The sequence below is a fragment of the Rhodopirellula sp. SH410 genome, from assembly GCF_055811895.1.
The window spans coordinates 3,213,304-3,237,460 of the sequence record NZ_CM147949.1; the positions used below are offsets into that span (position 1 = coordinate 3,213,304).

At 54.2% G+C, this 24,157-nt stretch carries 24 protein-coding genes; 14 read left to right on the top strand and 10 right to left on the bottom strand.

Annotation, left to right across the window (positions count from 1 at the left end; genetic code table 11):
- Positions 1 to 32 precede the first annotated feature (32 nt).
- The 6 genes from SH410x_RS11710 to brxE all read right to left on the bottom strand — a co-directional run bounded on the left by SH410x_RS11710 (position 33) and on the right by brxE (position 6,984).
- Complete coding sequence (locus SH410x_RS11710; protein ID WP_473676672.1) at positions 33 to 413, bottom strand: endonuclease domain-containing protein; 381 nt, start codon at positions 411 to 413, stop codon at positions 33 to 35.
- Positions 414 to 623: 210 nt separating this feature from the next.
- On the bottom strand, positions 624 to 4,247 hold the full coding sequence (gene brxC, locus SH410x_RS11715) for a BREX system P-loop protein BrxC (protein WP_473676673.1): 3,624 nt from the start codon (positions 4,245 to 4,247) through the stop codon (positions 624 to 626).
- Positions 4,248 to 4,302: 55 nt separating this feature from the next.
- The gene (locus SH410x_RS11720; protein WP_473676674.1) at positions 4,303 to 4,911 is read right to left on the bottom strand and encodes a hypothetical protein; all 609 of its coding nucleotides are present in this window, start codon (positions 4,909 to 4,911) and stop codon (positions 4,303 to 4,305) included.
- A 10-nt stretch (positions 4,912 to 4,921) separates the two neighbouring features.
- Entirely contained in the window at positions 4,922 to 5,560 is a 639-nt protein-coding gene (locus SH410x_RS11725) for a DUF1788 domain-containing protein (RefSeq protein ID WP_473676675.1), read from the bottom strand.
- Entirely contained in the window at positions 5,557 to 6,363 is an 807-nt protein-coding gene (locus SH410x_RS11730) for a hypothetical protein (RefSeq protein WP_473676676.1), read from the bottom strand. The genes SH410x_RS11725 and SH410x_RS11730 overlap by 4 nt, the downstream gene beginning before the upstream one ends.
- 15 nt (positions 6,364 to 6,378) lie before the next feature.
- Positions 6,379 to 6,984 (bottom strand): BREX-6 system BrxE protein, encoded by a 606-nt coding sequence (brxE, locus tag SH410x_RS11735; protein ID WP_473676677.1) that lies wholly within the window; start codon positions 6,982 to 6,984, stop codon positions 6,379 to 6,381.
- A gap of 111 nt (positions 6,985 to 7,095) precedes the next feature.
- Here brxE and SH410x_RS11740 point away from each other — a divergent pair, with 111 nt between their 5' ends.
- The 6 genes from SH410x_RS11740 to SH410x_RS11765 all read left to right on the top strand — a co-directional run bounded on the left by SH410x_RS11740 (position 7,096) and on the right by SH410x_RS11765 (position 15,775).
- Positions 7,096 to 7,425, top strand: a complete 330-nt coding sequence (locus SH410x_RS11740; RefSeq protein ID WP_473676678.1) for a helix-turn-helix domain-containing protein — start codon at positions 7,096 to 7,098, stop codon at positions 7,423 to 7,425.
- A gap of 24 nt (positions 7,426 to 7,449) precedes the next feature.
- Complete coding sequence (locus SH410x_RS11745) at positions 7,450 to 8,385, top strand: nuclease-related domain-containing protein (RefSeq protein WP_473676679.1); 936 nt, start codon at positions 7,450 to 7,452, stop codon at positions 8,383 to 8,385.
- Positions 8,386 to 8,395: 10 nt separating this feature from the next.
- A complete protein-coding gene (locus SH410x_RS11750) occupies positions 8,396 to 9,610 on the top strand; it encodes a DUF6361 family protein (protein WP_473676680.1) in 1,215 nt (404 codons plus the stop codon).
- Positions 9,603 to 11,543, top strand: coding sequence for a phospholipase D family protein (locus tag SH410x_RS11755; RefSeq protein WP_473676681.1), 1,941 nt, complete (start codon positions 9,603 to 9,605; stop codon positions 11,541 to 11,543). Before SH410x_RS11750 ends, SH410x_RS11755 begins: the two co-directional genes overlap by 8 nt.
- Positions 11,540 to 14,800, top strand: coding sequence for a C-terminal helicase domain-containing protein (locus SH410x_RS11760; protein ID WP_473676682.1), 3,261 nt, complete (start codon positions 11,540 to 11,542; stop codon positions 14,798 to 14,800). The genes SH410x_RS11755 and SH410x_RS11760 overlap by 4 nt, the downstream gene beginning before the upstream one ends.
- Before the next feature lie 69 nt (positions 14,801 to 14,869).
- Positions 14,870 to 15,775, top strand: a complete 906-nt coding sequence (locus SH410x_RS11765; RefSeq protein ID WP_473676683.1) for a GIY-YIG nuclease family protein — start codon at positions 14,870 to 14,872, stop codon at positions 15,773 to 15,775.
- 250 nt (positions 15,776 to 16,025) lie between these two features.
- Here SH410x_RS11765 and SH410x_RS11770 read toward each other — a convergent pair whose 3' ends face one another.
- The 3 genes from SH410x_RS11770 to SH410x_RS11780 all read right to left on the bottom strand — a co-directional run bounded on the left by SH410x_RS11770 (position 16,026) and on the right by SH410x_RS11780 (position 18,200).
- A complete protein-coding gene (locus SH410x_RS11770) occupies positions 16,026 to 16,622 on the bottom strand; it encodes a hypothetical protein (RefSeq protein ID WP_473676684.1) in 597 nt (198 codons plus the stop codon).
- Positions 16,623 to 16,688: 66 nt separating this feature from the next.
- Positions 16,689 to 17,687 carry a hypothetical protein gene (locus tag SH410x_RS11775; RefSeq protein WP_473676685.1) on the bottom strand — a complete coding sequence of 333 codons (999 nt, stop codon included), beginning with the start codon at positions 17,685 to 17,687 and terminating at the stop codon, positions 16,689 to 16,691.
- Positions 17,688 to 17,837: 150 nt separating this feature from the next.
- The gene (locus SH410x_RS11780) at positions 17,838 to 18,200 is read right to left on the bottom strand and encodes a hypothetical protein (RefSeq protein WP_473677303.1); all 363 of its coding nucleotides are present in this window, start codon (positions 18,198 to 18,200) and stop codon (positions 17,838 to 17,840) included.
- A gap of 353 nt (positions 18,201 to 18,553) precedes the next feature.
- On the opposite strand from SH410x_RS11780, the gene SH410x_RS11785 reads away from it, so the two are divergent.
- From SH410x_RS11785 to SH410x_RS11820, 8 genes are all read left to right on the top strand, one after another.
- A complete protein-coding gene (locus SH410x_RS11785) occupies positions 18,554 to 19,075 on the top strand; it encodes an NADAR family protein (protein ID WP_473676686.1) in 522 nt (173 codons plus the stop codon).
- Positions 19,076 to 19,457: 382 nt separating this feature from the next.
- Positions 19,458 to 19,742 (top strand): hypothetical protein, encoded by a 285-nt coding sequence (locus SH410x_RS11790; protein WP_473676687.1) that lies wholly within the window; start codon positions 19,458 to 19,460, stop codon positions 19,740 to 19,742.
- A gap of 80 nt (positions 19,743 to 19,822) precedes the next feature.
- On the top strand, positions 19,823 to 20,098 hold the full coding sequence (locus tag SH410x_RS11795; protein ID WP_473676688.1) for a hypothetical protein: 276 nt from the start codon (positions 19,823 to 19,825) through the stop codon (positions 20,096 to 20,098).
- Positions 20,099 to 20,163: 65 nt separating this feature from the next.
- The gene (locus SH410x_RS11800) at positions 20,164 to 21,234 is read left to right on the top strand and encodes a hypothetical protein (protein ID WP_473676689.1); all 1,071 of its coding nucleotides are present in this window, start codon (positions 20,164 to 20,166) and stop codon (positions 21,232 to 21,234) included.
- A gap of 2 nt (positions 21,235 to 21,236) precedes the next feature.
- A complete protein-coding gene (locus SH410x_RS11805) occupies positions 21,237 to 21,614 on the top strand; it encodes a hypothetical protein (protein WP_473676690.1) in 378 nt (125 codons plus the stop codon).
- Positions 21,614 to 22,072 (top strand): pyrophosphohydrolase domain-containing protein, encoded by a 459-nt coding sequence (locus SH410x_RS11810; protein WP_473676691.1) that lies wholly within the window; start codon positions 21,614 to 21,616, stop codon positions 22,070 to 22,072. Before SH410x_RS11805 ends, SH410x_RS11810 begins: the two co-directional genes overlap by 1 nt.
- A gap of 265 nt (positions 22,073 to 22,337) precedes the next feature.
- Positions 22,338 to 22,670, top strand: a complete 333-nt coding sequence (locus SH410x_RS11815; protein WP_473676692.1) for a hypothetical protein — start codon at positions 22,338 to 22,340, stop codon at positions 22,668 to 22,670.
- A 62-nt stretch (positions 22,671 to 22,732) separates the two neighbouring features.
- Positions 22,733 to 23,758: a hypothetical protein gene (locus SH410x_RS11820; RefSeq protein WP_473676693.1), complete on the top strand. Its 1,026-nt coding sequence runs from the start codon at positions 22,733 to 22,735 to the stop codon at positions 23,756 to 23,758.
- A gap of 224 nt (positions 23,759 to 23,982) precedes the next feature.
- Here the strand turns inward: SH410x_RS11820 and SH410x_RS11825 are convergent, their stop codons facing one another.
- Positions 23,983 to 24,138, bottom strand: coding sequence for a hypothetical protein (locus tag SH410x_RS11825; RefSeq protein WP_473676694.1), 156 nt, complete (start codon positions 24,136 to 24,138; stop codon positions 23,983 to 23,985).
- Positions 24,139 to 24,157: the final 19 nt, after the last annotated feature.

Consider the following 24,157-nt stretch of genomic DNA (forward strand, 5'->3'; position numbering starts at 1 on the left):
GCTTTGCGGGGGAGAGGGTTGGGGTGAGGGGGCTACTTAGGTTTCCTTCCGCGAAAGGTTGGCTCTTCGCCCAGCTCTTTAGCAATCGCGAACGCGACAGCCTCAACGTCGCCAAGGACGTCTTCATTCGTAAATCGGATGACTTGCCATCCTTTGTCTTCGATCTGTTTCTGTCGTGTCATATCTGCTTCGTAAACTTGTTCGTGGTAACCGCCATCAAGCTCGACAACAAGGTCACGCTCGACGCAGGCAAAATCCACGATGTGAGGTTCGATCGGAAACTGTCGCCTGAATTTCAGGCCACAGAGTCGACGACCACGCAGCACGTACCAAAGCATGGACTCAGCTTCGGTTTGTCTCGCACGGAGATCCCTGGCGTATTCGGTAGCTTTTGGCGATTGTCGGTGTGGCATGGTTTTGTCTTCTTGTTTGTATTCCCCCTCACCCCAACCCTCTCCCCCGAAGCGGTGGAGAGGGAGCAGAGGCAAGCCCCCTCACCCCAACCCTCTCCCCCGAAGCGGTGGAGAGGGAGCAGAGGCAAGCCCCCCTCACCCCAACCCTCTCCCCCAGTTTCTGGTTCGCTTAGGCTCACCAGAAACCGGGGGAGAGGGGGCAAGAAGTTGCTAACTCGTGATGCGGATGCGGACTCCGTTGTTCAATTGCTCGATCAATTGCAATCGAATCTCCGCCAGCAACGCGTCCACGTCCGCTTCGTCTTTGACTTCGCGGTTGTTTAGATTCAACGAGACTTTCTGGACGAGCGGTTTGTTGCCCGAGCTGAGGATCTCGTCGAGTTTGTCGTTGGCCGCTTCCTCTGCACGCCCGAGCCGCAAGGTGAAGGGATCACGCAAATCGTTGAGTGCCGGTGCGACGGCTTCGACGCTGGTGTCGTCGGCTGCTTGGTCAAGGATTCGTAGAACGCTGTGACTTTGATCGGCCGACAGACGGCTGAAGTCGGGCCTCATCTTGATCTGGCTGCGTGCCGCTTCGGTCTCTTGTTCTTGGGTATTGATCAAATCGCTACGTGCCGCTTGATAGGCATCGGTGACGGTGTCGATGTCGGTCCGCAACGAATTAATTTCTCGCCAAGGACGTTCTGCTTCCAGTTGAGTGTCGATCCGCTCAGCCGATTCGGCGACATCGCCAACCAGATCGCCGATTTGTCGCAACTGAGTCAGTTGATACTGGCGGACATTGTGCAGGGCACGAACGGCCGCGACGCTGGCATCATCTAGCTCGGCCTCGAAGACGTTCAGCATTTGGATGCCGTCGCGGAGGGCATCGAGGTTGCGTTTGACCGCGGCGACAGTAGGCTTGGTTCGACGGATGTCTTGAACGCAAGCTTCGATGGCTTTTTGCAGTTTTGTTAGCTCGCTGGGGGCGGTCGAGAAGCCCGGTAGCGACGACAGCTTGCCCATCACTTCACGAAGCCGGATCGCTTGCTGCGGAAACAACTTTGCGACTTCATCAGCAATCAGGTGGTCTTCACGGTCGATCGTGACCTTCAATTGCTCGGCCAGGAATTTGCAAATCTTCGCTCTTGCCTGGTAGCCAACATCGTCATCGCCGACGGGATAGATCTCGCTGCGTTTGAAAACGCGGTCACTCGAAAACAGGTCGGTGACGCCGGCATCTCGAATCGCGGTGATCTCGCCACCGGCTTCAACGGATTGGATCTTGATTTTGGAACCACGCAGGAGACCCGCCACACAGGCTTTCACGACTTCAGGACGATACCCATACGGTGGCCGACCGAAATGCTGCAGCAAATTGACGCCGGAGATTCCGTCTTCGTTTTCGATGTGCTCTTGGATCCGCCGAGGCACAACGCCGGTGCAGGACGGCACGAAGCGACCACTGTCGAGTTCCAGGATGCCGAGATGCTCTTCGGTAAACTTGACGCTTGGCCCGTTCAACTCGGACTCGGTCAGTTGCGTCAGTTCTGCCGGCGTGATGTTGATCGAGTCGAAGTGTGGGAACAACGTCGCCAAAATCTTGGTGGCGGTCTTTGTCAGTGCGGTGTTGAAGGCGTTGTACTCGCTGGCCGAATAGGATTCGCCCTGGAAATAGAAGGTGCCGCCGCGCCATGCCGAGGCAACGGCGTCGCGAACTTCACTTTGCAGGTCGCCGAGACGAACTTCTTCTTGGCCGAGCAGTAACTGCTTGGCTTGTGTCAGCGATCCGCGTTTTTTTCCGTATCGCCCAATCATGGTTCGGCAACGAACGAGCTGACGAACGCGATCGTCAATGTCTGACAGGTCGCCACAAACCCAGATCAGACGATCTTCCAGCAGCGATTCCTTGCTGCGTTCTCGCCAAGTCGCTTCATCGGTTTGATCGCGCGGCAAGAACCGGAAGTCGACTTGAATAGAGGCGTCGTCCTTGGGGTCGATGATCTTTTCGTCACGCTTGGAGGCCGAATCGGAATAGATGCCGCTAATGGGGAACGCACGTTCTTTGTGCTTTGGTTTGTCGGTGTCTTCGATCAGGTACTTCAGTGCCTCTTGGACCTGCTCGCTGATGTCTTCGCGTTTGACGGGGATCTCTCGCTTAGTTCGTTCCCATTCTTCGCCGGCCGTGGACTGAATTTTGTAGCCCAGCTTTTCGCTGTAGCCGAGCAGGTTGTGGGCCAGCAGCCATTCGAGGGCTTCGGTCACTTCGGCGACTTGATTGCCACGATCGAGTGTGTCGAACAGGCATTGCGCAACGAGTTCGGCAGTGGTCGGCTCGGTTTCCTGGATCAGCTCCAGCAGGGAAACGACTTTGGCCGCCCGGATCTTCAAATCGCCAGGCTCAGCAGCACACTCGTTCATGACTCGCGACATGCTCGACTGCGTGTCGCTGTCGAGTGCGGTGTGCTGGATTTCATAGATCAAATCCAATGTGACCAGCGCGCCGACTTCTTTGTCCGCTAGCTTTTGAGCACGGAACAATTCGCCGAGCAATTGCAACAACCCGCGAATCGCTTGATCGTCGCCCTGTGATCGAGTCGATCGAGCACGGAGCGCACTGGTGATCCGCAGCAATAGGTCGATGTGACCGGGAAGCATCGGATAGGTTTCGATGAACTCTTCGGCCGAGATCTCACTGCAACCATAGGCGTACAGTTTGAGGTCGGGTCGATGTTTATCGAATCGCTGTCGCAGCTCTTTCTCGCCGGCAGGATTCTTTTGCAGCAATCGTTTGTGAACCACGTCGCGGATGTTGGTCGGTGCCAAGTCGACGCGTAGGTGCGGCGGGAAGCGGTCGCGTGCCCAAACGAGCGTCGATGCTCCGGCGTCTTCATCAAGCTTTTGCTGGCCAAGGGCCAACAGCCACGCTTTCCCTTTGAGCGTCGCGCCGAGCGCCGATGCGAACGCTCGCAGGCGGTCTTGCCGATCTGGGTTCTCATGGACGTACTGAGAAACCTCGTCGACGACCATGAATAGGTGCGACTGAGGACTGCGGAACTTCAACATGTCGCGGATATCATCGGCCGCGTTTTGCGGTGCTTTGCCGACGGGCGGTTTGCCGCCGTGACTGTCGAGCCAAGACTGCGGGTCTTCGTATCGCGTCGGAAACAGCTTTGAGATCACTTCGGAGAAGTAGTCGTCGGCAAGGTTCTCGTTCTTGGCATCATCCCAAGGCCGACCAAGTGTCTTTTCGGCGACGTCAAGAAAGTCATCGTACAAACCGTCGCGTTCAAGTTTCAGTTCGTAGTCGCAAACGGCATGATCTGCGCGACAATAGCCGAGGCGTCGCTGAAGTTGACGGACCGCGGCGGAATGGACGTGCTCATTATCGAGAGCAATACTGCCGACGTCGAAGACGATGGAGATCGGGTCAATCTTTTGACGGAGTTCGCTCCATGCCTTTTCGAGTTCAGCCGCCTTGGGCGAAGTGTCGCGGCGAAGCCACGCATCGGCCAGGGACTTCCCGCCGGGTAATTCGAGTCCGTCCAATGCAAGTCCGAGCAACTTGGCGAAACTTGACTTACCGGAGCCGTAGAAACCCGAGATCCATGACGTGGGCAGCTCGGGGCCGCCTGGCTTGTCGAGCTCCTTCTTAATGGCCGTTAGCAGACGAACGTATTGCTCGTGAATACCGTTAGGCACTCGCTTGTAATTCGGATGTGATTCCGGCCAGCCCCCGGTGATGATGTACTCGCTAACCTCCGCAGCCACCTTTTCGGGTGTCTGTTCGTAAAAGTAAACGACCGGCGCAATGTCGCGGGTGACGTCGTTGAGAAATAGGTCTTTGATTGCCATGATGTTGACTCGAGTTCGATTGAGCGAGTAGCGTCGCAAGTAAATATCAGTCGACCTATTCGGCTGGAGTAGGATCTGGATCTGGATCGTCCGAAAGCCCTGACCACAATTTCGCTTTCGACTTGTAAAGCCATCCCGTGCATGCCGTCATGACGACGGAAAAGCCTAGTGCTATTGCAAATCCAAACCATATCTCTCCAGCGCTAAACGTGAGTGCAAAGTCTGTCAATCGCTTCAGCCACGGAAGGAGTTTTTCGGCGCGACTCCAATGAAGAATGAACAACGCTCCAAGCATCGCAAAAAACAGATTGATCAGAGATAGGATCGTTGCACTGAAATGCCATTCTCTCGCATGCTGTCGTTTCTCAATGCTGCTCGGAAAGTTTTCTTTATTCTGAAATGTATTCAATTGACGGGCCGTCAACCAAGCCATCATGGCGACGCCCGATCCAGGAATTCGAGCTGCAATAAGTAGAGTGAAGAAGACCCGCTCGATTAGCCCCGTGAACCAACCTGGCAAGTGCGATGGTTTTTCATGTTCGATTGGTCTGCGTATGTCCTTCCACAATCGGTAACTCGTTGCGAGAAATGAGACGATGCAAGCGCCCCCCGCCACAGAAACGACGAGTAGACCAAGCCAGAAATAGTAGGTATGTCGATCCATAGTTGCGTTCTCAATAAATTCTTGGCCGATAGTCGCTATCGGGATTCAGTTCGCCCATGAACGAAAGCGATGTGTGTCCACGTCGTTCGCCGGGATACAACAACACAACTGGCACTTGCCGAGTCTTGCCGTCGAGGTGTTTCAATAGCGCCGAGGATCGAAAGTACGGATACAAGGCTCCGGCGCGTCCAATGAGTGCGATGGTGTGGTCGACTCGGTCAGGATTTTCAGCGGCAAAGTCGGCGATTAACTTGGCACAGTCCGCAGAGATTCCTTCGGGGCCTTCGATCAGTGGACCGATGTTGTTCTTCAGGTCGACCAGCCCACGCTGTGGATCACGTGCCCGGAAGCGTTTCTCACGCTGGATAACTCGCTTGACCCAGCCTTCACCCTGGGCACGGATGCGATCGTAGAGCAGTTTTTGCAAACTGATCGTTAGCACATGCCAACCGTTCTTCTCCAAGTCGATGCTGAGCGCTTGCACCTTTTTCCGTAGCTCGAATTCCTCTTGCGGTTTGTACTGCAGAATCGCGAACCGATAGTTCCGCATCGTGCTGATCTTGGGACCGCCTTCGGGCGTCAAGTCACGGCGGAGTGCGTCGATGGATTCAGCAAGCGTTGTCCTGTCGAATAGTGGAGTCTCACTCATGATGCCTCCACGTGATTTGCAGAAAGCACTGGGGCGACCGCTGGCGTCAGTGACAACTCATGTTCCGCCCATTGGATAAGGCTCTCATACTGCCAACCAAAGTGCAGCAGATCGCCTTGGCGATTAAAACCAAGCGATGGAATTGTCCGCAGTCGCCCGACGAGCGTTTCTAGCTCAAACCCAAGTGAGGCGACGTAAGGGCTCTTCAACAGTGTTCCGGCGAAATTGACTTCGCGAAGCAGGTACACCAGGTAGGCGATGACCGTGTCGCTGACTCGTGGGAATGCGATCGACCGTGGGTCTCGATTCGATTCCAGCAGACCAACCGTCATAGCCGATGTCATCATCTTGCTGGCGATCATCGATCGAGTCGGCACTTTCCATCGTCCTGGCACGACGGACTCGATCCAGTCGATAACCAACTCACGGTCAATCGAAGTGCGTTGGCTTCCATATCTGTCAATAAGGAACGCACCGGTGAATTGTCGGTACAACGGATCTGCCAACTGCGTGTGCAGGTGACAAAGCACGCTGCGGTCCGATGGATTTACATCATTCCAACGCATGAGGACTGTCAGCGAAGAAGGAAACGCATTAAAACGGTGCCGCATGTCAGCAATCAACGTCTCAACGCGCGAGAACGTTCGTGACCCGAAAATGGCTTTCTCAAACGCCTCAGCCGTTGTTACCGGACGCCCAACTTCGCCGCATGCGTGCCAATATGAGCGTGAGTGATCGACTTCGAGGGTGCATTTCATCATCCTCGTGTGATAGGTGGTTTCCTCGGAATTCACGTTCGACATCAGGCATCCCTTTCCTTATCGAATGATGTAGTGAGGTAGAGGATACTCTTCCGAAATGGGAACCAAGGCGCAAACGAGTCCGGCAATGATGCGATCGAGCGATGATGGGACATCGCCTTTGATCCGCCGGCCTGAGGTCGTTTTGGTGTAATTCCCTTCACCATGACCTTCGCACCAATCGACGAATGCTTGCTGATCCCACTTGCCGCCGATCAACTCCATCGCCACAGGCAATGCTTCGCCCGGCGACTTTCCACTTCGTTTGAAATCCTGCAACCGTTCGTCCGTCCGCTCTTCCACGTGAAAACCGAGTGCAAAAAGCGAGAGCAACGTATCGGAGTCATGTGCCTCTTGTCGCGCCGCTTCGTCAATTCGTCTTGCGGCTTCGCGGACGGCTTGAAGCACGGCCCACTCGCTGGTCCGAGGCAATAAACTTCCCAACAAATCGCGGCCACCATCGGCACTCAACAAGTCCGTACGCCACCACCCGAGTCGTCGCTCGTCTTGGCCTCGTTCACCGGCCCACGCGACAATCAATTGTGCTGTCAGAAGCGAATCAATTTCGGACGCAAGCGGAGCCGACGAAAGGACCGATGTTGTCGCTGCATTCGCTTCACTCATCGAAGAATCACCCCTTGCCGCATGTTGACCTGAAAGTGCAGGTAGCATACGCTTTGGCCGTGCGCGACACAATTAGGGGCACCGAAGAGCCACTCTATAGCGAGCGAAGCGATGCAGTTCGGAGAAAGGGTCAAAGACTTGCGATTGCAGCGTGAATTCACGCAGCAATATCTAGCGGACCGCATGAACGTCAGCGTGTCGTACATCAGCAAGGTGGAGAACGGCAAGTTGCACTTCGGCGATTACCCGTCGGAGAAATTCATCCATAAGTTGGCGAGCGAGTTGAAGGCTGACGAAGACGAGTTGCTGCTTCTGGCCGACAAAGTGCCGGCAGCAATACGACGAAAAATCCGGCAACGTCCGGAGCTTTTTAGGAAATTAGCAAAGTTGGACAGACAGTCGCTGGATGCCGTTGAGTCGTCACTGGATGCAGCGAAATAGCGATCGGGGAATCAAAGGGGCAGCGTGGAACGAATTCTTGACTGGCTAACGATCGTGCTGTTGCCCGCCGTTGTTGCAATTTCTGGGGTAGCACCGATCGTTCTCTTCGTTGCCTATTGGCGTCGCGAGCAATCAAAGAAGACGAGACAAAACCCGTTGACTCGAGCACTGCTCCGAAGTCCTGGCCACTCGTTACGCAAGCGGATTGACGATCTAGAAATTGACGTTGATTCGCTAATGATTGCGTGGATGCTCGTATTGCCGTTGCTTTGCGTGTTCCACCTTTTCGACTCCTACGTTAGAGAAACTCCCGAATCGACAACACGTATTGTCCTGGAAGGCCTGCTGGTGATCGGAGCGTCGATCATTATTGGTCGCACCCTGAAAAAGAAGCTTGATGATTTGCGTCATTACAAGCTTGGGCTGGAAGGAGAGCTGGCGACTGGCCAAGAGCTTGATCAACTGATGCTGGAAGGATGTCGTGTTTTCCACGACATCCCGTTTCCGTATGGCAATATCGACCATGTCGTCGTTAGCCGAAGTGGCGTGTATAGCGTCAATACGAAAATGCGCGGCAAGCCCAAGGAGGGCGAAGGCAAGGCAGAGATCGTGGTCGATTACGAGAACGACGAAATACGGTTCCCGGACTTCAAGTGGCGAATCCCGAACAAGCCGCTAGAGACCGAGGCACGTTGGCTTTCACAACACTTGTCAGGAGCGATGGGCGAAACCATTGAAGCCGAGCCAATCCTGGCGCTCCCCGGTTGGTTCATCGCAGACCGAATCGGGCGTGGCAAAGTATTCGTGATCAACCCGGTGAAGCCAAAGCGATTCTTTGTTCAGTCGAGGCAGGTGTTCTCGGATACACGTGTCAGCCAACTGGCCCATCATTTGGAACAACTGTGCCGCGATGTGCAGCCGTCATTTCGCGAAGATCCGAGCTGGGATAAGCAAACCTAAGAGATTCTCCATGACATCAACGTTTACCTGGCTCGACTATTCCGAAGCCGAGCGTCGCAAGATGCTCGATGTGATCGATCTGTTTGGCGAGAAAACGACTCGCGATGAGTTGGGACTCGGTGGCGTGCGTGATGCATTTGCCGACTTGCTGTTTCCTGGGACGACCACGATCCAAACCAGAGCGAAGTACTTCCTTTTTGTGCCCTGGATGTATTTGGATCTTGAGCGGAAGAAGGTGCCTTCGGCCAAAGTTCGTGGACGCGCCCGCGACTTTGAGATCTGGTTGGCAAAGAAACTTGGCGATGCGGATGGTGTTATCGGCAAGGTCGCCAAGGAGTCGCTGAAGCGATTGCCGAGCAGCGTGTATTGGCAGGGATTGTCGGCTTGGGGCATCCGGCGGTATCCCAACTCGCAGAGTGAGTATCACCGCTCGCTCGATCTTTTCTTCGCACGTCATAAAGGACACGCGGCGGGCGCGGCGGAATTTGATGGGGAGGGTGCTCACCAACATGGGCTTGCCAATTGGCACACTGGAATCGTCAAACCAAGTTCGGACTTTCCAGATCAGCCGACAATGGACCTGTCGTTTGAAGAGGCAAGTTATCTGCGTGAAAGGGTGATGACGAAATGTGCTGATTCAATGTTGGCTTATTTGCTACAGCATCACATGAATGCCGTCGAAGCTCAGTTTGCTTGGGAAGTTCCAGGCCAATTTCCTGAAATGGTTTCACGCCCGCTGACGCACGCAAGGAACTTCTCTGAGACGATCCACGGAGCTCAGTTGCTTTACAACCTGATTCTTGCGGACCAAACCAAGAACGTGACTCGGATTAATGAATATCGAAAGAAGCTTGACAAGTGGTGGCAGAAAATTGAGCAGCGTCGAGGCGATTTATTGGCGTGGAATCAGACGGAGTTCTGGTTGACGGTGCAGAAGGTCAATCCGCGAGTGGGCGGCAAAGCAAAGACATTCATCCAGAGCTGGTTTGATTTAGCGATCAATGCGGGTAGTCAAGGCGAGGTTGTTGATTCCGTCAATTCTCGCAAATTGATTGAGGTTCGCGAATTTCAAATCAAGGGAAGCTTGGCCCGCACACGAAACCAACGTGCTCGCGAACTTTGGGGTGGTGCGGCGGGCTCCGATCAACTCGATCTCCGCTGGCGAACGAGTCGGCGTTTGATTGACGATATTCTTCAAGGAATCGAGGTTACCGCTGATGCTTAAACCCAGTGACCGTCGTCTACTATTCGATTCCCTCGCGCCGCCATCGGGCTTTCATTTGGATTGGACGATCGGAACCACTTATTCGCTCGACCTGATGGCGATGTTGGCGGCACCAGTGGCGTTTGCCTTCTCCGATTGGCAAGACCAAGAGGGGCGTCCGATCCCGGATCCGATAGCCCTATTGAAAGCAGTTCGCCAGTATGCCGATCGCATGTGCTTGTTCTATCACGTCGGACGCATCCAAGTTCCTACCGCTTATCAGCCACTTTTGCAAAGCCTCGAGAAGAGTGTTGTCGAAGCGACCGCTCCGCGCGGAGGCAGTTTCCACCCGAAGGTTTGGTTCCTGAGATTCGTTAGCGACGATGATCCGTCACAGATTCGCTACCGGTTTTTGTGTCTAAGTCGCAACATGACGTTCGACCGCGCATGGGACACGATGTTATGCCTCGATGGAGAGCTGACGGATCGCAGCAATGCCTTCGGGCGGAATCATCCGCTCGGCCGGTTCGTGGAGAGCCTGCCGTCGATGAGTGTGCGTCGCTTATCGAAAACCTGGAAAGACCGCGTGAATGAACTTGCCTATGACATTCGCCGCGTTGCTTTCGAGGTTCCTGAGCCGTTCGAAGATATTGCGTTCTGGCCGATTGGGATCGACGAGAATGAAGATTGGCCTTTCGATGGCATGAATCGGCGGAAGCTGATCATTTCACCGTTTGTTAGCGAGGGCATTTTCGAGGAACTCATCGGCAAGAGTGGGAAAGTCGAGCTGCTATCGCGTGCTGATCAACTGGAACTCATCAAGCCGAAGACATTGGAGGCGTTCAAGGATGTCTGGGTGCTCGATGATGCCGCGGCCCCTGAGCCTGGCGATATTGAGCAGGACACCGATGAGCTTGGCAATGACGAGCAGGAAGCAACGGCAACGAAGGACCTGCCGTTGTCGGGTTTGCATGCAAAGGTCTACGTGATGAACGAAGGCTGGAACGCGAGTGTGTTTACGGGTTCGGCGAACGCGACTCGCGCGGCTTTCTATCAGAATGTTGAATTCCTGACGCAGTTGCGCGGAAAGAGGAGCGTTTGCGGTGTGGATGCGGTTCTAGGCCGTGCTGGGGAAGCGCCGGATGGGAAAGTGCCAAGTAAGAAATCGGTGGCATCACTCTCTGATTTGCTGCAACCGTTCAAGCCGCTTCCTGAAGGCGAGCCGGTCAACACGACAGAGAAAGAATTTGAGCGATTCGTCGACTCTGTCGCCAAGGCGATCGCTTCCGCCCTGGTGGTTGCGACTTGCGTGAAGGGTAGCGGCGACGAAGAGGGCTATCGAATTGAGTTGGCTCCGACAAGAAAGCTGAAGCTACCAAAAGGCCAAGCCTTCGACTTGTCGGTGCGATTGGCGAGCACGCCTACAGCGTCACCAATTCCAGTTCAACTTAACGAGCCGATTTGGACGACTTTTCCGTCGGTGACGTTGATGGGGCTGACTTCGTTCTTCGTCTTCGAGGTTGTTTCAAAATCAACGAGTTCGCTGCGACGTTCATTCGTCCTGAATCTTCCCCTGGAAGGTGAGCCGGGAAATCGGAAGGAATCGCTGCTTCGGTCTTTGCTAAGCGACCGCGGTAGGGTGATGCGATTCATGTTGATGCTGCTGGGTGGATCGGATGGAAGCGGGTTCGATGGCTGGCCGGGCGGCAATGGTGGCGACAAGTCATTCACATTCGCATCGTCGCTAGGCGACAAGACGCTGCTGGAATCGCTGATGCGATGTTTAGACCAGGATCCCGCCAGGTTGCGGGATGTTCACGAGCTGCTGACCGACTTGGAACAGAGTGCCGACGGGAAGGCGCTGCTGCCCGAAAACTTTGATTCGATTTGGAAGCCGATTTGGAGCGTCGCTGAGGAACAACTTGGGCTTGTCGAAAAAGGAGCCAAGCGATGACTGCCCCCGCAAACAACCGCCCCGACACCGCCGCGGTGCTTGGTGGTCTGAAGGATTTCCAGCGAGCCACTGTTGAACACGTCTTTGATCGATTGTACGGCAGCGATTCGCCGTCGCATCGCTACTTGGTTGCCGATGAAGTTGGCCTTGGCAAGACGCTTGTCGCTCGGGGTGTGATCGCGAAGACGATTGACCATCTTTGGGATTCTGAAGATCGGATCGACATCGTTTACGTCTGCTCAAATAGCGACATCGCACGACAAAATATCAATCGCATGAACGTCATCGGCGGCAACGAGTTTTCGCTCGCGTCGCGCATTACGCTTTTGCCATTGTCAAAGCTTGATTCCAACAAATCGAGCTTTGCGGACTTCGATTCTCAGCGGGTGAATTTCGTTTCATTTACGCCAGGAACGTCGTTTGAATTGCATGGCAGCGGTGGAATCGCTCAAGAACGAGCGTTGCTTTACTGGTTGCTCAAAGACAATTGGCAGCTCGACGGCAAATTGGCATCGCGACCTTTCGAGGGAACCTCTGGACGCAAGGGGTTTCAGTACGAATTGAAGTTGGTTTGTCCGAAAAGCGGCCGATTTGCAATTCATGCCGGGATGCAGAAGGACTTCGTTGCCGCAGTAAACGAGCAACCGAAGCTACGGAAAACGTATGAAGAATTGTTGAGTCAAGTGCCACCGCGAAAAGACGAAATTCCCATCGAACTGAAATTGCAGTGTATTACTTGGGTCGGTTTCCTTAGGCAACTGCTGGCAGAAACGTGCTTGCATTGGCTCGAGCCAGATCTAATCATCCTCGACGAATTCCAGCGATTCAAACATCTGATGGATGGCAAGTCGGATGACGCACCGGCATCGGCAGAGCTAGCCGAGCATCTTTTCAGTTATCAGAATAACGGCAACGCAGCGAGAGTCATGCTATTGTCGGCAACGCCTTACAAGATGTACACGACCAGCGAGGAAGCCGAGACCGACGATCACTACAGCGATTTCCGTTTGACGCTGAAGTTTCTGATTTCCGATTCTTCAAAACGGGCAGAGTTTGAAACGCTTCTTAACCGGTACCGCGAAGAGATTTTTCGGATCCACGATAATGGGTTTGTCGGATTGCTGAAAGTGAAAAGCGAGCTAGAGAACTTGTTGCGAAGTGTGATGGTTCGTACCGAACGATTGGCGATCCACGCGGAGCGAAACGGAATGCTCGTCGAAAAGGAGATGCCAGCATTGTCGCTCGACGCGATCGATGTGAGGCACTATCTCGGCCTGCAACAGGTTGCACAGTATTTGGAGCACGGCGAGATGCTCGAATATTGGAAATCGGCACCGTATCTGCTGAATTTTATGGAGAACTATGACATCAAGCGTAAGCTGAAAGTTGGCATCGAAGCTCAAACAGATTCATCACTTTCAAAAGCGGTTCGCAGTCTGGGCGACGGATTGCTGGACCGCGAGACAATCGAGAGCTACGGCAAGCTTGATCCAGGCAATGCGAAGTTGCGATCCCTCGCTGCGGATACAGTAGGGCGTGAAGCGTGGCGTTTACTTTGGATTCCGCCTTCATTGCCTTACTATGATGGAAGCGGCCCGTATGCCGATCCGAATCTCAGCCGATACACGAAGCGACTCGTGTTTTCGTGCTGGAAAGTTGTGCCCAAGGCAATCGCGTCGGTGCTCAGCTACGAAGCCGAACGGCAGATGATTCGGCAGTTTCGTAAGAAAGCTAAGAACACCCAAGAGGCAAGAGAGAAGCGACGAGGACTGCTGCGTTTTACGTTTAGCGATGGCCAACCATCGGGAATGGCAGCACTCGGGATTCTCTATCCATGCCGGACTTTGGCGTCACGATTTGATCCGCTGCAACTTTTGCAGACGCCCAGAGTGTCCGAGGCGGATGCTATCGAAGCAGCGGTCAAGTCAGTTGAAGCTCTGCTTTCACCAATTTTGGCGGCGCACAAAGGCGAATCGGATGTCGTTGACCAGCGTTGGTATTGGGCTGCACCGCTACTGTTGGATCTGCACTACTTTGCAGACGAAACCGCAGCGTGGCTTGGACAAGCGAATCTTGCCGCAACTTGGGCAGGCAAAGCGGATGACGACAAAAAGGGGGTAGCCGATGGATGGGCAAAGCACGTCGAGATCTTTAAAAGTATTGCCAAAGATATAACGACGCTCGGTCGCCCCCCGGAAGATCTTTGTCTTGTCCTTAGCAAAATGGCACTCGCATCACCTGGCATCGTCGGGTTGCGTTCACTGTCGCGGGTGATTGGCTCTGCCTCAGTCAAAACTGAAGATCACTTCGATTTATGCAATTTCGCCGCGGCGATGGCTCAATCGTACCTGACGCTATTCAACCATCCCGAAGTAACGTATTTGTTACGCAGTAGTCAGCGAGACACTCCGTATTGGCAACTTGTACTGGAGTATGCAATCAGCGGCAATTTGCAATCGATGTCGGACGAGTACGTCCACAATCTTGTCGAGTCACTGGGGGTCAAGGGGAAGTCCCAAAAAGCGTTTTCTAGCCAGCTGGTTAATGAGTTTTCCGAAGCGTTGTCGCTTGGGGCTGGCTACTCACAGGCTGACATGATGACCACAACACAGCGGCGGGTCGTTTCAGAGAAGTCACTACGAATGCAGAATCGTTTCGCCATGCGTTTCGGAGTTCGCGAGCGAGACGAAACGGGCGAGATGACGCGTCCGACACAATTGCGGATCGCATTCAACTCACCATTCTGGCCGTTTGTCCTGGCGTCTACATCCGTCGGTCAGGAAGGACTCGATTTTCATCCGTATTGCCATGCGGTCGTTCACTGGAATTTGCCGGGAAATCCAGTCGACCTGGAGCAGCGGGAAGGGCGAGTCCATCGTTATAAGGGGCATGCCTTGCGAAAGAACATTGCCAGCTGCTTTGCTGATGCTGCAATCTCGCAGAACGAAGCGGATCCGTGGGAAGCAATGTTTGAGCGTGCGAAGAAAGATCGAGACGTTTCGGACAATGACCTAACACCGTATTGGATCTTCCCCAGCGGAGAAGCGAAGATTGAACGCCATGTTCCAGCGTTGCCTCACAGTCGCGAGATCGAGCAGCAAGCGAATCTTCAACGATCACTCGTACTCTATCGAATGGTATTCGGTCAAAATCGGCAGGAAGATTTGATTGCGTATCTACGAGGCCGATTTACGGACGGGGAAATCGAGAAGCTTATCGACGAATGTCGCATTGATCTCTCGCCAAATCCGAAGTGAGATGCATGTCACTTTGGACCGTCGGTCCGTAAACTCTTAGTTCAACCCTAACCCTCGTTGAGGCCCACTATGAACGGACGATCCATTCGCATCTATCTCGTCGACGGCGACGCGTCCGGGTTGCTTACCGCGGAGGTGATGAATTGGAGCGGCAAGATGCTGGTGTCGCCGCGTAGTCGACTGGCGGACTTGGCAAAGCGTGATGAGATTACTCGGACGGGAATTTATGTCCTGGCTGGACCGGACCCTGAAAATCCGATGGGCGAGATTGTGTACATCGGTGAGGGCGACGACGTTTTCCGCCGGCTTGCTCAGCATGACAAGGATGAGAAGAAAGAATTCTGGACTCGCTGCGTCGGCGTGATCAGTAAGGATTTAAATCTCACCAAAGCCCACGTGCGATACCTGGAAAGTCGCTTGATCACCATGGGCTACGCAGCCGAACGGGCCAAGATTCACAACGGCAACGCCCCACCGCTGCCGCCAATGCCCGAAGCCGACGTTGCCGACATGGAAGGCTTTCTGGAACACATCGAACTGATGTTCCCGGTCCTCGGTTTCTCGTTCCTGAAAACGAAGCCAACGGTCAGCCGCCCTGTTGGCGACGAAACTTCCAGCGATAGCGAGTCCCCTACGTTTGAGTTTTCGTCCGGTGAAGCAACGGCAACTGCGAAAGAGATCAACGGTGAGTTTGTTGTGCTGAAGGGTTCAACAGCCACGCTCGAACCGCGCGCGAGCTGGACCAGCTATCGAGAACTTCGCAAGCAACTGCTCGACGAGAAGAAGCTGGTCGAGGTTCCGGACAAAGAGCTGCTGCTGTTCGTCGAAGACGTCTACCTGAACAGCCCCAGCGCCGGTGCCGCAATCGTCGCCGCTGGCAACACCAACGGCCGCGCCGCCTGGAAAACGACCGACACCCGACAAACCTACGGCGACTGGCACCAATCGCAACTTCCCAGCGACGAAGATGAATGATGATCTATCTCGATGACGAACTAACCACGCCGAAGGTTGGGGCCTACCTCGAACTTACGTGCCTACGCCACATGGCGGTACGACAGCAAGTGCCCGCCAAGTTCCGAGGCACAGACAACGTTGCGTTCGACGTGGGCCTGCATGCGCATTGCCCGAAAGTTCCCGCGGCCCATCCTGCTCGTCCATCCAGATGGTCAAGAAACACATGAGAACGACACATCGCGACTGTTGGAAAGTGCCCCTGCCAAAGTCACTCAGTCCAAAGGTTGGCGAACAGGGGCAGGTAGACGCGGCGGTGACCGCCGTCGGTCCGTGTCACCAGTTCACCGCCCCAGTCCGGTTCCAGCTTTTCTAGTCGGCGACGCACGGTCGATTCGGAAACTTGGGCCGCGTCGGCGGCTGCGGCGACCGTTACCCAGCCTGCGGTGCGGTCATAGCGGTACTCTTTGATCGCCCAGCCGTCTGGTGAAAAGGATCGGATGTCGCGAAACGGATTGCGACTTCCTTCCGTTTCTCGTGGGCCGAAAGTGATCTCGATCCAGCGATCGCGTCGTTGCAAGTGGATCCAGCTTCCTGGGGCCTCAGGTGGTGTTGGCATGCGCAGTGCCTGGGCGTACGCGAGCAAGCCCGCATCCCGGTCGCAAGGGATCAACGGGCCGATCACAAGATCGCGACAAGCAATCTCGCCCTGCGATTCAAGTCGCTGCTCGCCAACCATCCAATAGATCGCGAACTCGAGACGGATCAGCGTAAGCGCAATCGCTGGATCATTTTCAATCGGGCGAGTCGATACCTTGGTCAGCTTTGCCGCGTAAGGCTTGTCGGTTTGAAAGTTGTATCGTGTCATGAATATGAGTGGTTTTGGTAGGGTTTTCAGGGAAGACGGGTAAAAAGAAGGCGAGTGGACCGTGCTCTATCGTGAAACACGGTCCCCTCGCTGATTGATGCCAGATCCATTACCTCCAAGAAGCCTTAAACGATTGCGGCGGCAGGTACCTTGGTGATTGCATCGTGTTTTTTCGTCTGGAGGTTGGCGTCGAACACACGAAACGTTTTGTGTACTCCCACCATAACGCAGCGTCCGTTTTGATCGCTGCTTCACCATCCAAAAACCGTTGCCGGATCCCTGTCGCATAGGCAATGCGTTGAGAGGATCGTACGCAATCAGCGGTTCGATCTCGAGGATTCGCTGCTGAAGTCGCTCTAGGATGAGCGGCCCCAACTCTTCGTTCACTGTTTGTGTTTGCTCGTCTTCGGTCTCCGTAAAATACGAAAGAAATTTGGTTTGGTAAGCGTCTGCGATTGGCGAGGTTACCAATGAAGCGGCCATTCGTGCATATTGCTGAATCGAGGCTTCCGAGTAGTTGATCAGCAGGCAGTCCTCAAAGCGAATGTTTCGCTCACGCGACTCGGCTTGCCAACCAACACTCCAGTTTTTGACAGGCTTCCTTGCACCCGGGGTGCGGCGTCGCCAATCAGTCAGTTTCTCTTGGGAAATCTCCTCGTTGGTTTTGGGAATCGAACCTGGAAACGCCTCGTGATAACGCCAAACAGCACTCTTGGAGCTTTTGATTCTAATCTCGAACCTCGGCCACCGTTCGCGACGACATGTGATCGCGTAGTTGCGGCGTGGGTGCCATTTGCCTGTCCAGTGTTTGACCAGCCAGGCGAGATACTCTTTCTTGGGTGTCGGGTCGTGCTCGGCGAGTTCCCGAATCAGCGGGCGGAAATCAGGGTCTTCGCCGAAGTGTTTTTTGAAAAGGAAATCGATTCGTTTGTCGGCTTGGGATCCTTTGAGCGCTTCTGTCGGCTTGGGCTTCCCGCGGTGATGTCCTTGGTCGGTTGGTGGCGAGCAGTTTTTGGTTGGTTTGGTTGGTTTGGACGAGGATGGCGTGAGTGTGGCTGTTTTCAAATCGGACTCCGGGGTGACTGGGCTCTCAAACAAAAAAAACGCGTGCACGTGCACGCGATTGAATATGTACATGTGGCGCCGGCGAGCGTTTCGTTAACCTCGCTCAGGGCCTCAAACGGAAGAAATCCGCATCAGAGGGGGGGCATGCCGTCACAACGAGCACATGAACCGGCATGCCGGCCGCTTCATGTGCTCGATCATGTCCTGCGTGCCGGTGTTTTCGCCGTCGTGAAGCGCGATCAAGGCTTCGCCGACAGCGGCGAGCTCGCGGTTAGCAATCGAGCCCGCTCCGCGACCGAGTTTCCAGTTCGGTTTGATGACGGTGGTTGGGACATCGTTCCGAGCGGCCCACTGCTCGCCTGCACGGTCGGGACCGCGCGCGCCGCGCGAGATGACTTCGGTGATTTGGAAACCAGATTCATGGATCGGGGTTTCGAGAACGCTGGCAAGTTCGTCGTAGTCCCAGCGACGCGAACTGATACGGGCAACGCTGCGAGATCCAGCGATGATCACTTTCAAATGGCTGTCTCTTAATTCGGGGAAGGGCTAGCCCAACGGTGGGCCTCATTGATTCGAACCATCCAACCGGTCCAACGGACTCGCGTGACAGAATTTCTGACAGGTTTCCGGATTGCGGCAAGCGCGTGAGAACCGCCTTGTAAATTTACTCCCGGATTTGAGCAGTCGCCTTTTGGAGCATATTTACAAAAACCGGCGTTAGCGACCAGGAAACACGATGTTCCAGTGGACTTCGCGACAGGCAATACGCTGTAGGTAACGGCGCACTCTAGATAGGCAGACGTGTGCATTTCCATTTTCCGCTGGAGTTGCCTACGGCATGTGTTGCCCCGTCCCCAATTTCCGCCATGATCTTTCCTGCCGCCGACGATCAGATTCTGATCCGAAGCGTGGCCGAGCCCGGAGGTTGGCTCAGCAATGTGAGCCCGCATCCGATTGCGTATGAAGGGCTGAAATGGTGGCATGCCGAGGCGCTATTCCAGGCCTTGCGATTTGCCCCCGATGATAAAGAGGCCCGAGAGGCGGTGCGTGCCACGCGCTCGCCAATGAAGGCCAAGATGATTGCTAAGAGATTTCGGGCGCGGCAAGTGGGTCCGCCGCTGAGTGAGGCAGATGTAGAGAATATGCGGCTATGTCTTGCCTTGAAGTTGGATGCCCATGGTGATTTGCGAGGCAAATTGATTGCCAGCGGCGAAAGGCTGTTGGTGGAAGATTGCAGTGCCCGCGGCCGCCGAGTGAACAATTTGTTTTGGGGCGCGGTGCGAGTGCCAAATGAAGATTGCTCGCTTGAATATGCCTGGGAAGGCAGCAATATGTTGGGCTGCCTTTGGATGGAAGAGAGGGCCATGCTGCAGGCCTCGATTAGTTAGTGATGCGTTCTCCGTGGTGGGAGATTGATTTGTGCGGGGCGGTTGCCGCTTGGTGGCCGCCCCGCCTCTCTCACGGCTTCAAACCTGTCAAAGAACCTTCCAACTCTGGAGTTATTTTCGGCCGCCCGATATCGTCTCACTTCTTATTTCCAAACTTCACATCAGCCGGAGTCAACTCATTTGGTTGTCACCGTCCTTTGCCCACACTGCGGTCGCCCCAACACAGTTCGTGATCGAATTCGAAACGGCACTCAACGAGAAACCTGCCGGCACTGCAACAAAAACTTCGGCGTCCAATTCCACGACGGCGAACTGTACGACATCACCTGGTAGCTCCCTGCTTGTCACCATCTCACTCCTTCACTCCCAACGGATTCACAACATGTCCCAAATCAAAAGCCTGCTGCTGTTGTCTTGCCTTCTTCTCTTCGTTGGCTGCGGCGACAATCGAGTCAACAAAGACAACTACTCCGAAGTCAAAACCAGGATGACAATCGATGAAGTCGAGTCGATTCTTGGCCCTGGCACCGAGCAGGCCAGTAGCGACGCCAGCTTCGGCGGCATCTCCATCGACATGAAAAGCATGGTCTGGCAAGACGAAGGCAAGATCATTTCGATCACCTTTTCGCAGGACAAGGTAAAGGCGGAATCGCAGATTGGGCTGTGAATCGTCTGGCAGGCATTTGGCCTGCCCCTTCCCCGCAAGTTGACTGATCACCTGAAATTTCTTTCCCTGGAGACTCACGTTTGCGAAAGATCGCCAAACTCATCTCGCTGTTCTACGGTTGCCAAATGCTTCTTGGCAGCCTGGGAATGGCGTTGTACTGCTACCTCGATTCCAACGCATTCGGAGATCTCGGCAAGGAATCCGGCATCAACTTGCGGCTGTTCCTATTGACGGCCGGCTTGGTCCCCCAAGCCGGCCTCGGATTGCTTATGATATGGCTCGGCATGCCCAGCCGAAGCCGCATGCGAACCTGGCGCGTCGCCAGAACAACGATCAAACAGATCGTTGAGAACTAATGACATCACGTATTCTTTCGTTTGTAGCTACACTCTCGAACAACTGAGCCGAGTCAGGAGCAAATATGCAATCTTGGATTTACTTTGCCGCAAATGAGACGGCAGACCTACGAGCCACAATTGACCTGGCGCTTGAGAATCGTGTCATATCGCGTACTGCGAGAAATAGCGATGGGAACTTCATCGCACTTGTTAAGTCGCTCCAGCCAGGGGACGATATATATCTCGCTTGCCGCGGACAAGATCGACACATCGCACTCAAAGCTATAATCGGTGTCCCTGTCAACGCAGTTTCGGGCACGGAAGCACTCGACCATCTTCACACGCAATACGACGCTGACGCGATTGACTTGATTCATTTGCTTTACGGTGATGATCGGGATCTCACCGCGATACGACTGATTGACGTGCAGCCATGTTATGTTGATTTGGGTGAACACACCTACCCAATGAACACAATACAGCGATTTCCAGAATTCCTCCTCGAAGCAGTTGTGGAGGACGACCAAGACGATTCACTTGTTCTGGCGAGTCTGTTCCCGTACATCGGCGAGTACGTTCTACAAGAAGGAATGAATCAGACGCTTGCCGCTTTGCCGCAATTGTTCGGATGCTCCGCTGTGAAGCGGGTTCATCGCCAATGCAAACTCGGATTCGATAAGTCCGGTGTCTCGTTCGACGGAAGCGGAACACTCGACCTAGCAATCGAATTGACTGATGGGGGCATCTTGCCGGTGGAAGTCAAGCTTGGCAACAGCGGGCTGCGGCGAGCAGCAATGAATCGCATATTGAAAGACTGCGAGCTCTCTGCTCATACAGACAAGCCAAGGGTTTCTGGTAGGGTTCCGGCAGCGCTCAACGGAAATTTTAGCGAGAGTCTTCGTGGGAAAGTCGGCGATGAAAGCTTGAAAGCATTGATCGACGGAGGATGGAAACCAGTCTTATCTGATTGGAGAATTGTTGCTCGCGACCGAGTTATCAAGTCCTGGGAAACACAGCGCCCAAATTTCGACGATTCATTCAAGGCGATTTCACTAAAAGATCTGTGTGGCGTGATCGGGAAAACCCCCTTTAATCGTATAGTTCAAGGTCTTCTTCAAAAACGAAATTTCTATGCTTCATGGATTGCGGAGTAGTCATGAATAATCTTCAATTCACCCTCGGCCTCGACCTTGACGGCTGCATCACCGATGCGCCGGAATTCTTCTCGGCTTGGACACACTCGTGGCCGGGGAAGGTGATCGTGATTACGTACCGACGCGACCGCCCGAAGGCGATTGCGGATTTGGACGAACGCAACATTCGCTACGACGAAGTGGTGCTGGTTGATCGGATGGATGCGAAGGCAGCGGTGATCGCCGAGCATGGCGTGACGATGTATGTCGATGATCAGCCGGAAATGCTCAAGAATATTCCGGCTGGCGTCAACGTGATGCTGTTCCGCAATGAGGGCAATTACGATTTTTCTGACCGCCGCTGGATGTTTAGCGGCGAAACGGGAAAGCAGGTGTGCTGATGGAAAAACAGTTGGCCCAAGTGACCGAGTTCCATCGGTTGATTGGCGAGAAAGTTGCTGCCGACGCCGAATTGCTCGAGCGAGATAACGAGGCCGATCGCGCGCTCGCTAGCGGATTGCGAGAATTGATCGCCACATCGATGTCTGTTGGGCCCGATCGTTCTCATTTAAATCGGCGAGCGTTGATGGCGATTGAGGAACTGGCCGAATGGATTGAGGCACATGCAGAAGGAGACCTGGTGGCTGCAGCCGATGCGTTGGGCGATCGGATCTATGTTTTGTTGGGTGATGCCGTCTCGACCGGCTTTCCGTTGGAACAAGTCTTCGATGAAGTGCACCGATCGAACATGACGAAAACGCAGCGACGACGATCAACTGGTAAAGGCACTAAGGGAGAACATTTTCGATCTCCTGAACTTCGACATGTGCTTGGAACCGACTCGGAGGCGATCGAATAATGGCGACCCACTTTTCTGTGCGAAACGGGGGTGGATTTTGTCGTGAGTGTGGCGGGCCAATGACGCGACTAGGCGACGAAGCATATTGCGAAAACACAACGACACGAGGTACCCAGCAAGATCCGAAAGATGTTTGTCAGGCGTTGAGTCGTGTGAAGCGATTATTTTGCGAGTTCTCCGGCACACCGGTGGCCCCGGGGCAAACGGTTTGTCCCGTCTGCGGAGAGATGGCGAGCTCACCTTGAATCTAGAAAAGGCATACTCGATGAAATCACAGATTGGAATTTGGTGGGATCATGGGCGGAAGGTTATCGCCTATCCGGTACCTGTTGGTGATCCCGATCCTGAAATCGGATTATGTGATAGTGACGATTCACACAATGATTACTGGCCTGACGCAGCGATGGCACTGGGAGCTTATCCGGTGGACGAATACTTTTCTGTTCCCCGAGGACGAGTCATGTACGATCCCAAGCGGGAAATATCGATCATCTTTCATGGCAATCGCACAGATGCGTCGCGTTTGCCGCTGATAGCAGCGGAGTTCGGACTCGAACGCTGGGAAGCTCGCCGAGACGCCCACTACATGATGGATTGAGCCGAGATCGGGTTTAATGACGTGTTATCAAATGGGATTTTAGGAATTACGTGCCACCTCGAATGATTACTCTGGACCGTCATCAGTTCGAGCATGACTTCCGCCCACGCCGGCGGTTCTTACTATTGAGTGTTCGGCGTCCTGGTAGTCGGTTCGCACAGGGCCGTTCGACATGGGCAACGCTTTCACGATGTGACTTGATGTTGCACGAGTGGAACACCGATGACCCGCCGTTTCCGTTGCCTCTGGTGATTCTTCAATCGCGTCAGGCAGTGAAGGTCGCTGATTGGCTCTCAAAGCACCAAGATGTACTTGAATCCGGTGAAATTGACCTCGTCGTGCAAAGCGAGTGCGCCAGCGATCAGTTAGCGGCGATTTGCAATGCTTTCGAATCGATTCTCGATTGGCCGATGAATAATCGCGTCGAAGTCAGCCCACATCTGCACACGCAAGTGTTGATCGAAATGGCGATGGCTTCGAGATCGTTCGAATCGCAAAGCAACACGACTGAAACTACTCTGACAAACGGATCGTCGTCGAGTGAGCTGAATGCGTTGGGTAAGCTCTTCCAGTTATTGAATGTTGACTTCGTGTTCTCATCGGAACTCGCCCCGATTTCCGTTGTCGACATACAGGCCGCACGTACGGTTGCTGGCCGCATCGTGGAGTCGATCGTTCCCGCAGACGTGGACGAGTGTTCCAATAAACAGATTCACAATTTCATCGAAGGTGTTTTACTGAATCGCGGTACTCGGGTTGGCAACCCACTCGAGAAGCAATTGGCAACGTGCGATATGCCAGCCATGAGGAGTGCGGCTTTGTTAATCGAGCCGAACGATGAATTCGTACTTCAGCATCAATTGAATTTTCATGGAAGCATTCATCTATTCATCCCAAGTTTCGACAAACCCTGGGGTTTGAAATCCATGCTTCTTTCCCGCGGTTCCTGGTTGCTCGAAACGCCCGTCGGAAAATGGCGTCTGTTATCGGTCACGCGAAACCCGGACTGCGTTTGTGAGCTTCTCCACAGGCAACTTCGTCAAACGGATCGGCGTCATGCCTCAAACGGCGACTTCGATCTTGTTTGATCAGATAGTCGTTTTCCGCAGCGCTGCTGCGCTAAACCGGCGTCGGCCGCCGGCGCACGCAGGCGGAGGTCCAAATCTACTCCCGTCGACTCCGCACCTGCGCACAGGCAATTTGCTAAAGTTGGCGCAAGTCCGGTCGACCAGGGCTTGCGACCACGCGCTGCGTGCAGTCGGTTCGCTTGTTGCAACCGGCATCGATCTGGATTCGCTTGTGGATGAATCAATTATTGACGTCGGTTCACACTGCCGCTCAATCCGATCGGTATATCAATGCTTTTCTTGATCCCGTCACCCAACACCGCCTTGAGACCTTGCTGAGTGATGACCAACTCCGCGACTTTCTTAAGCCCCGGCAATTGCCGAGGTTCTACATTTCGCATTCTGACTCCTCGTGCTCCG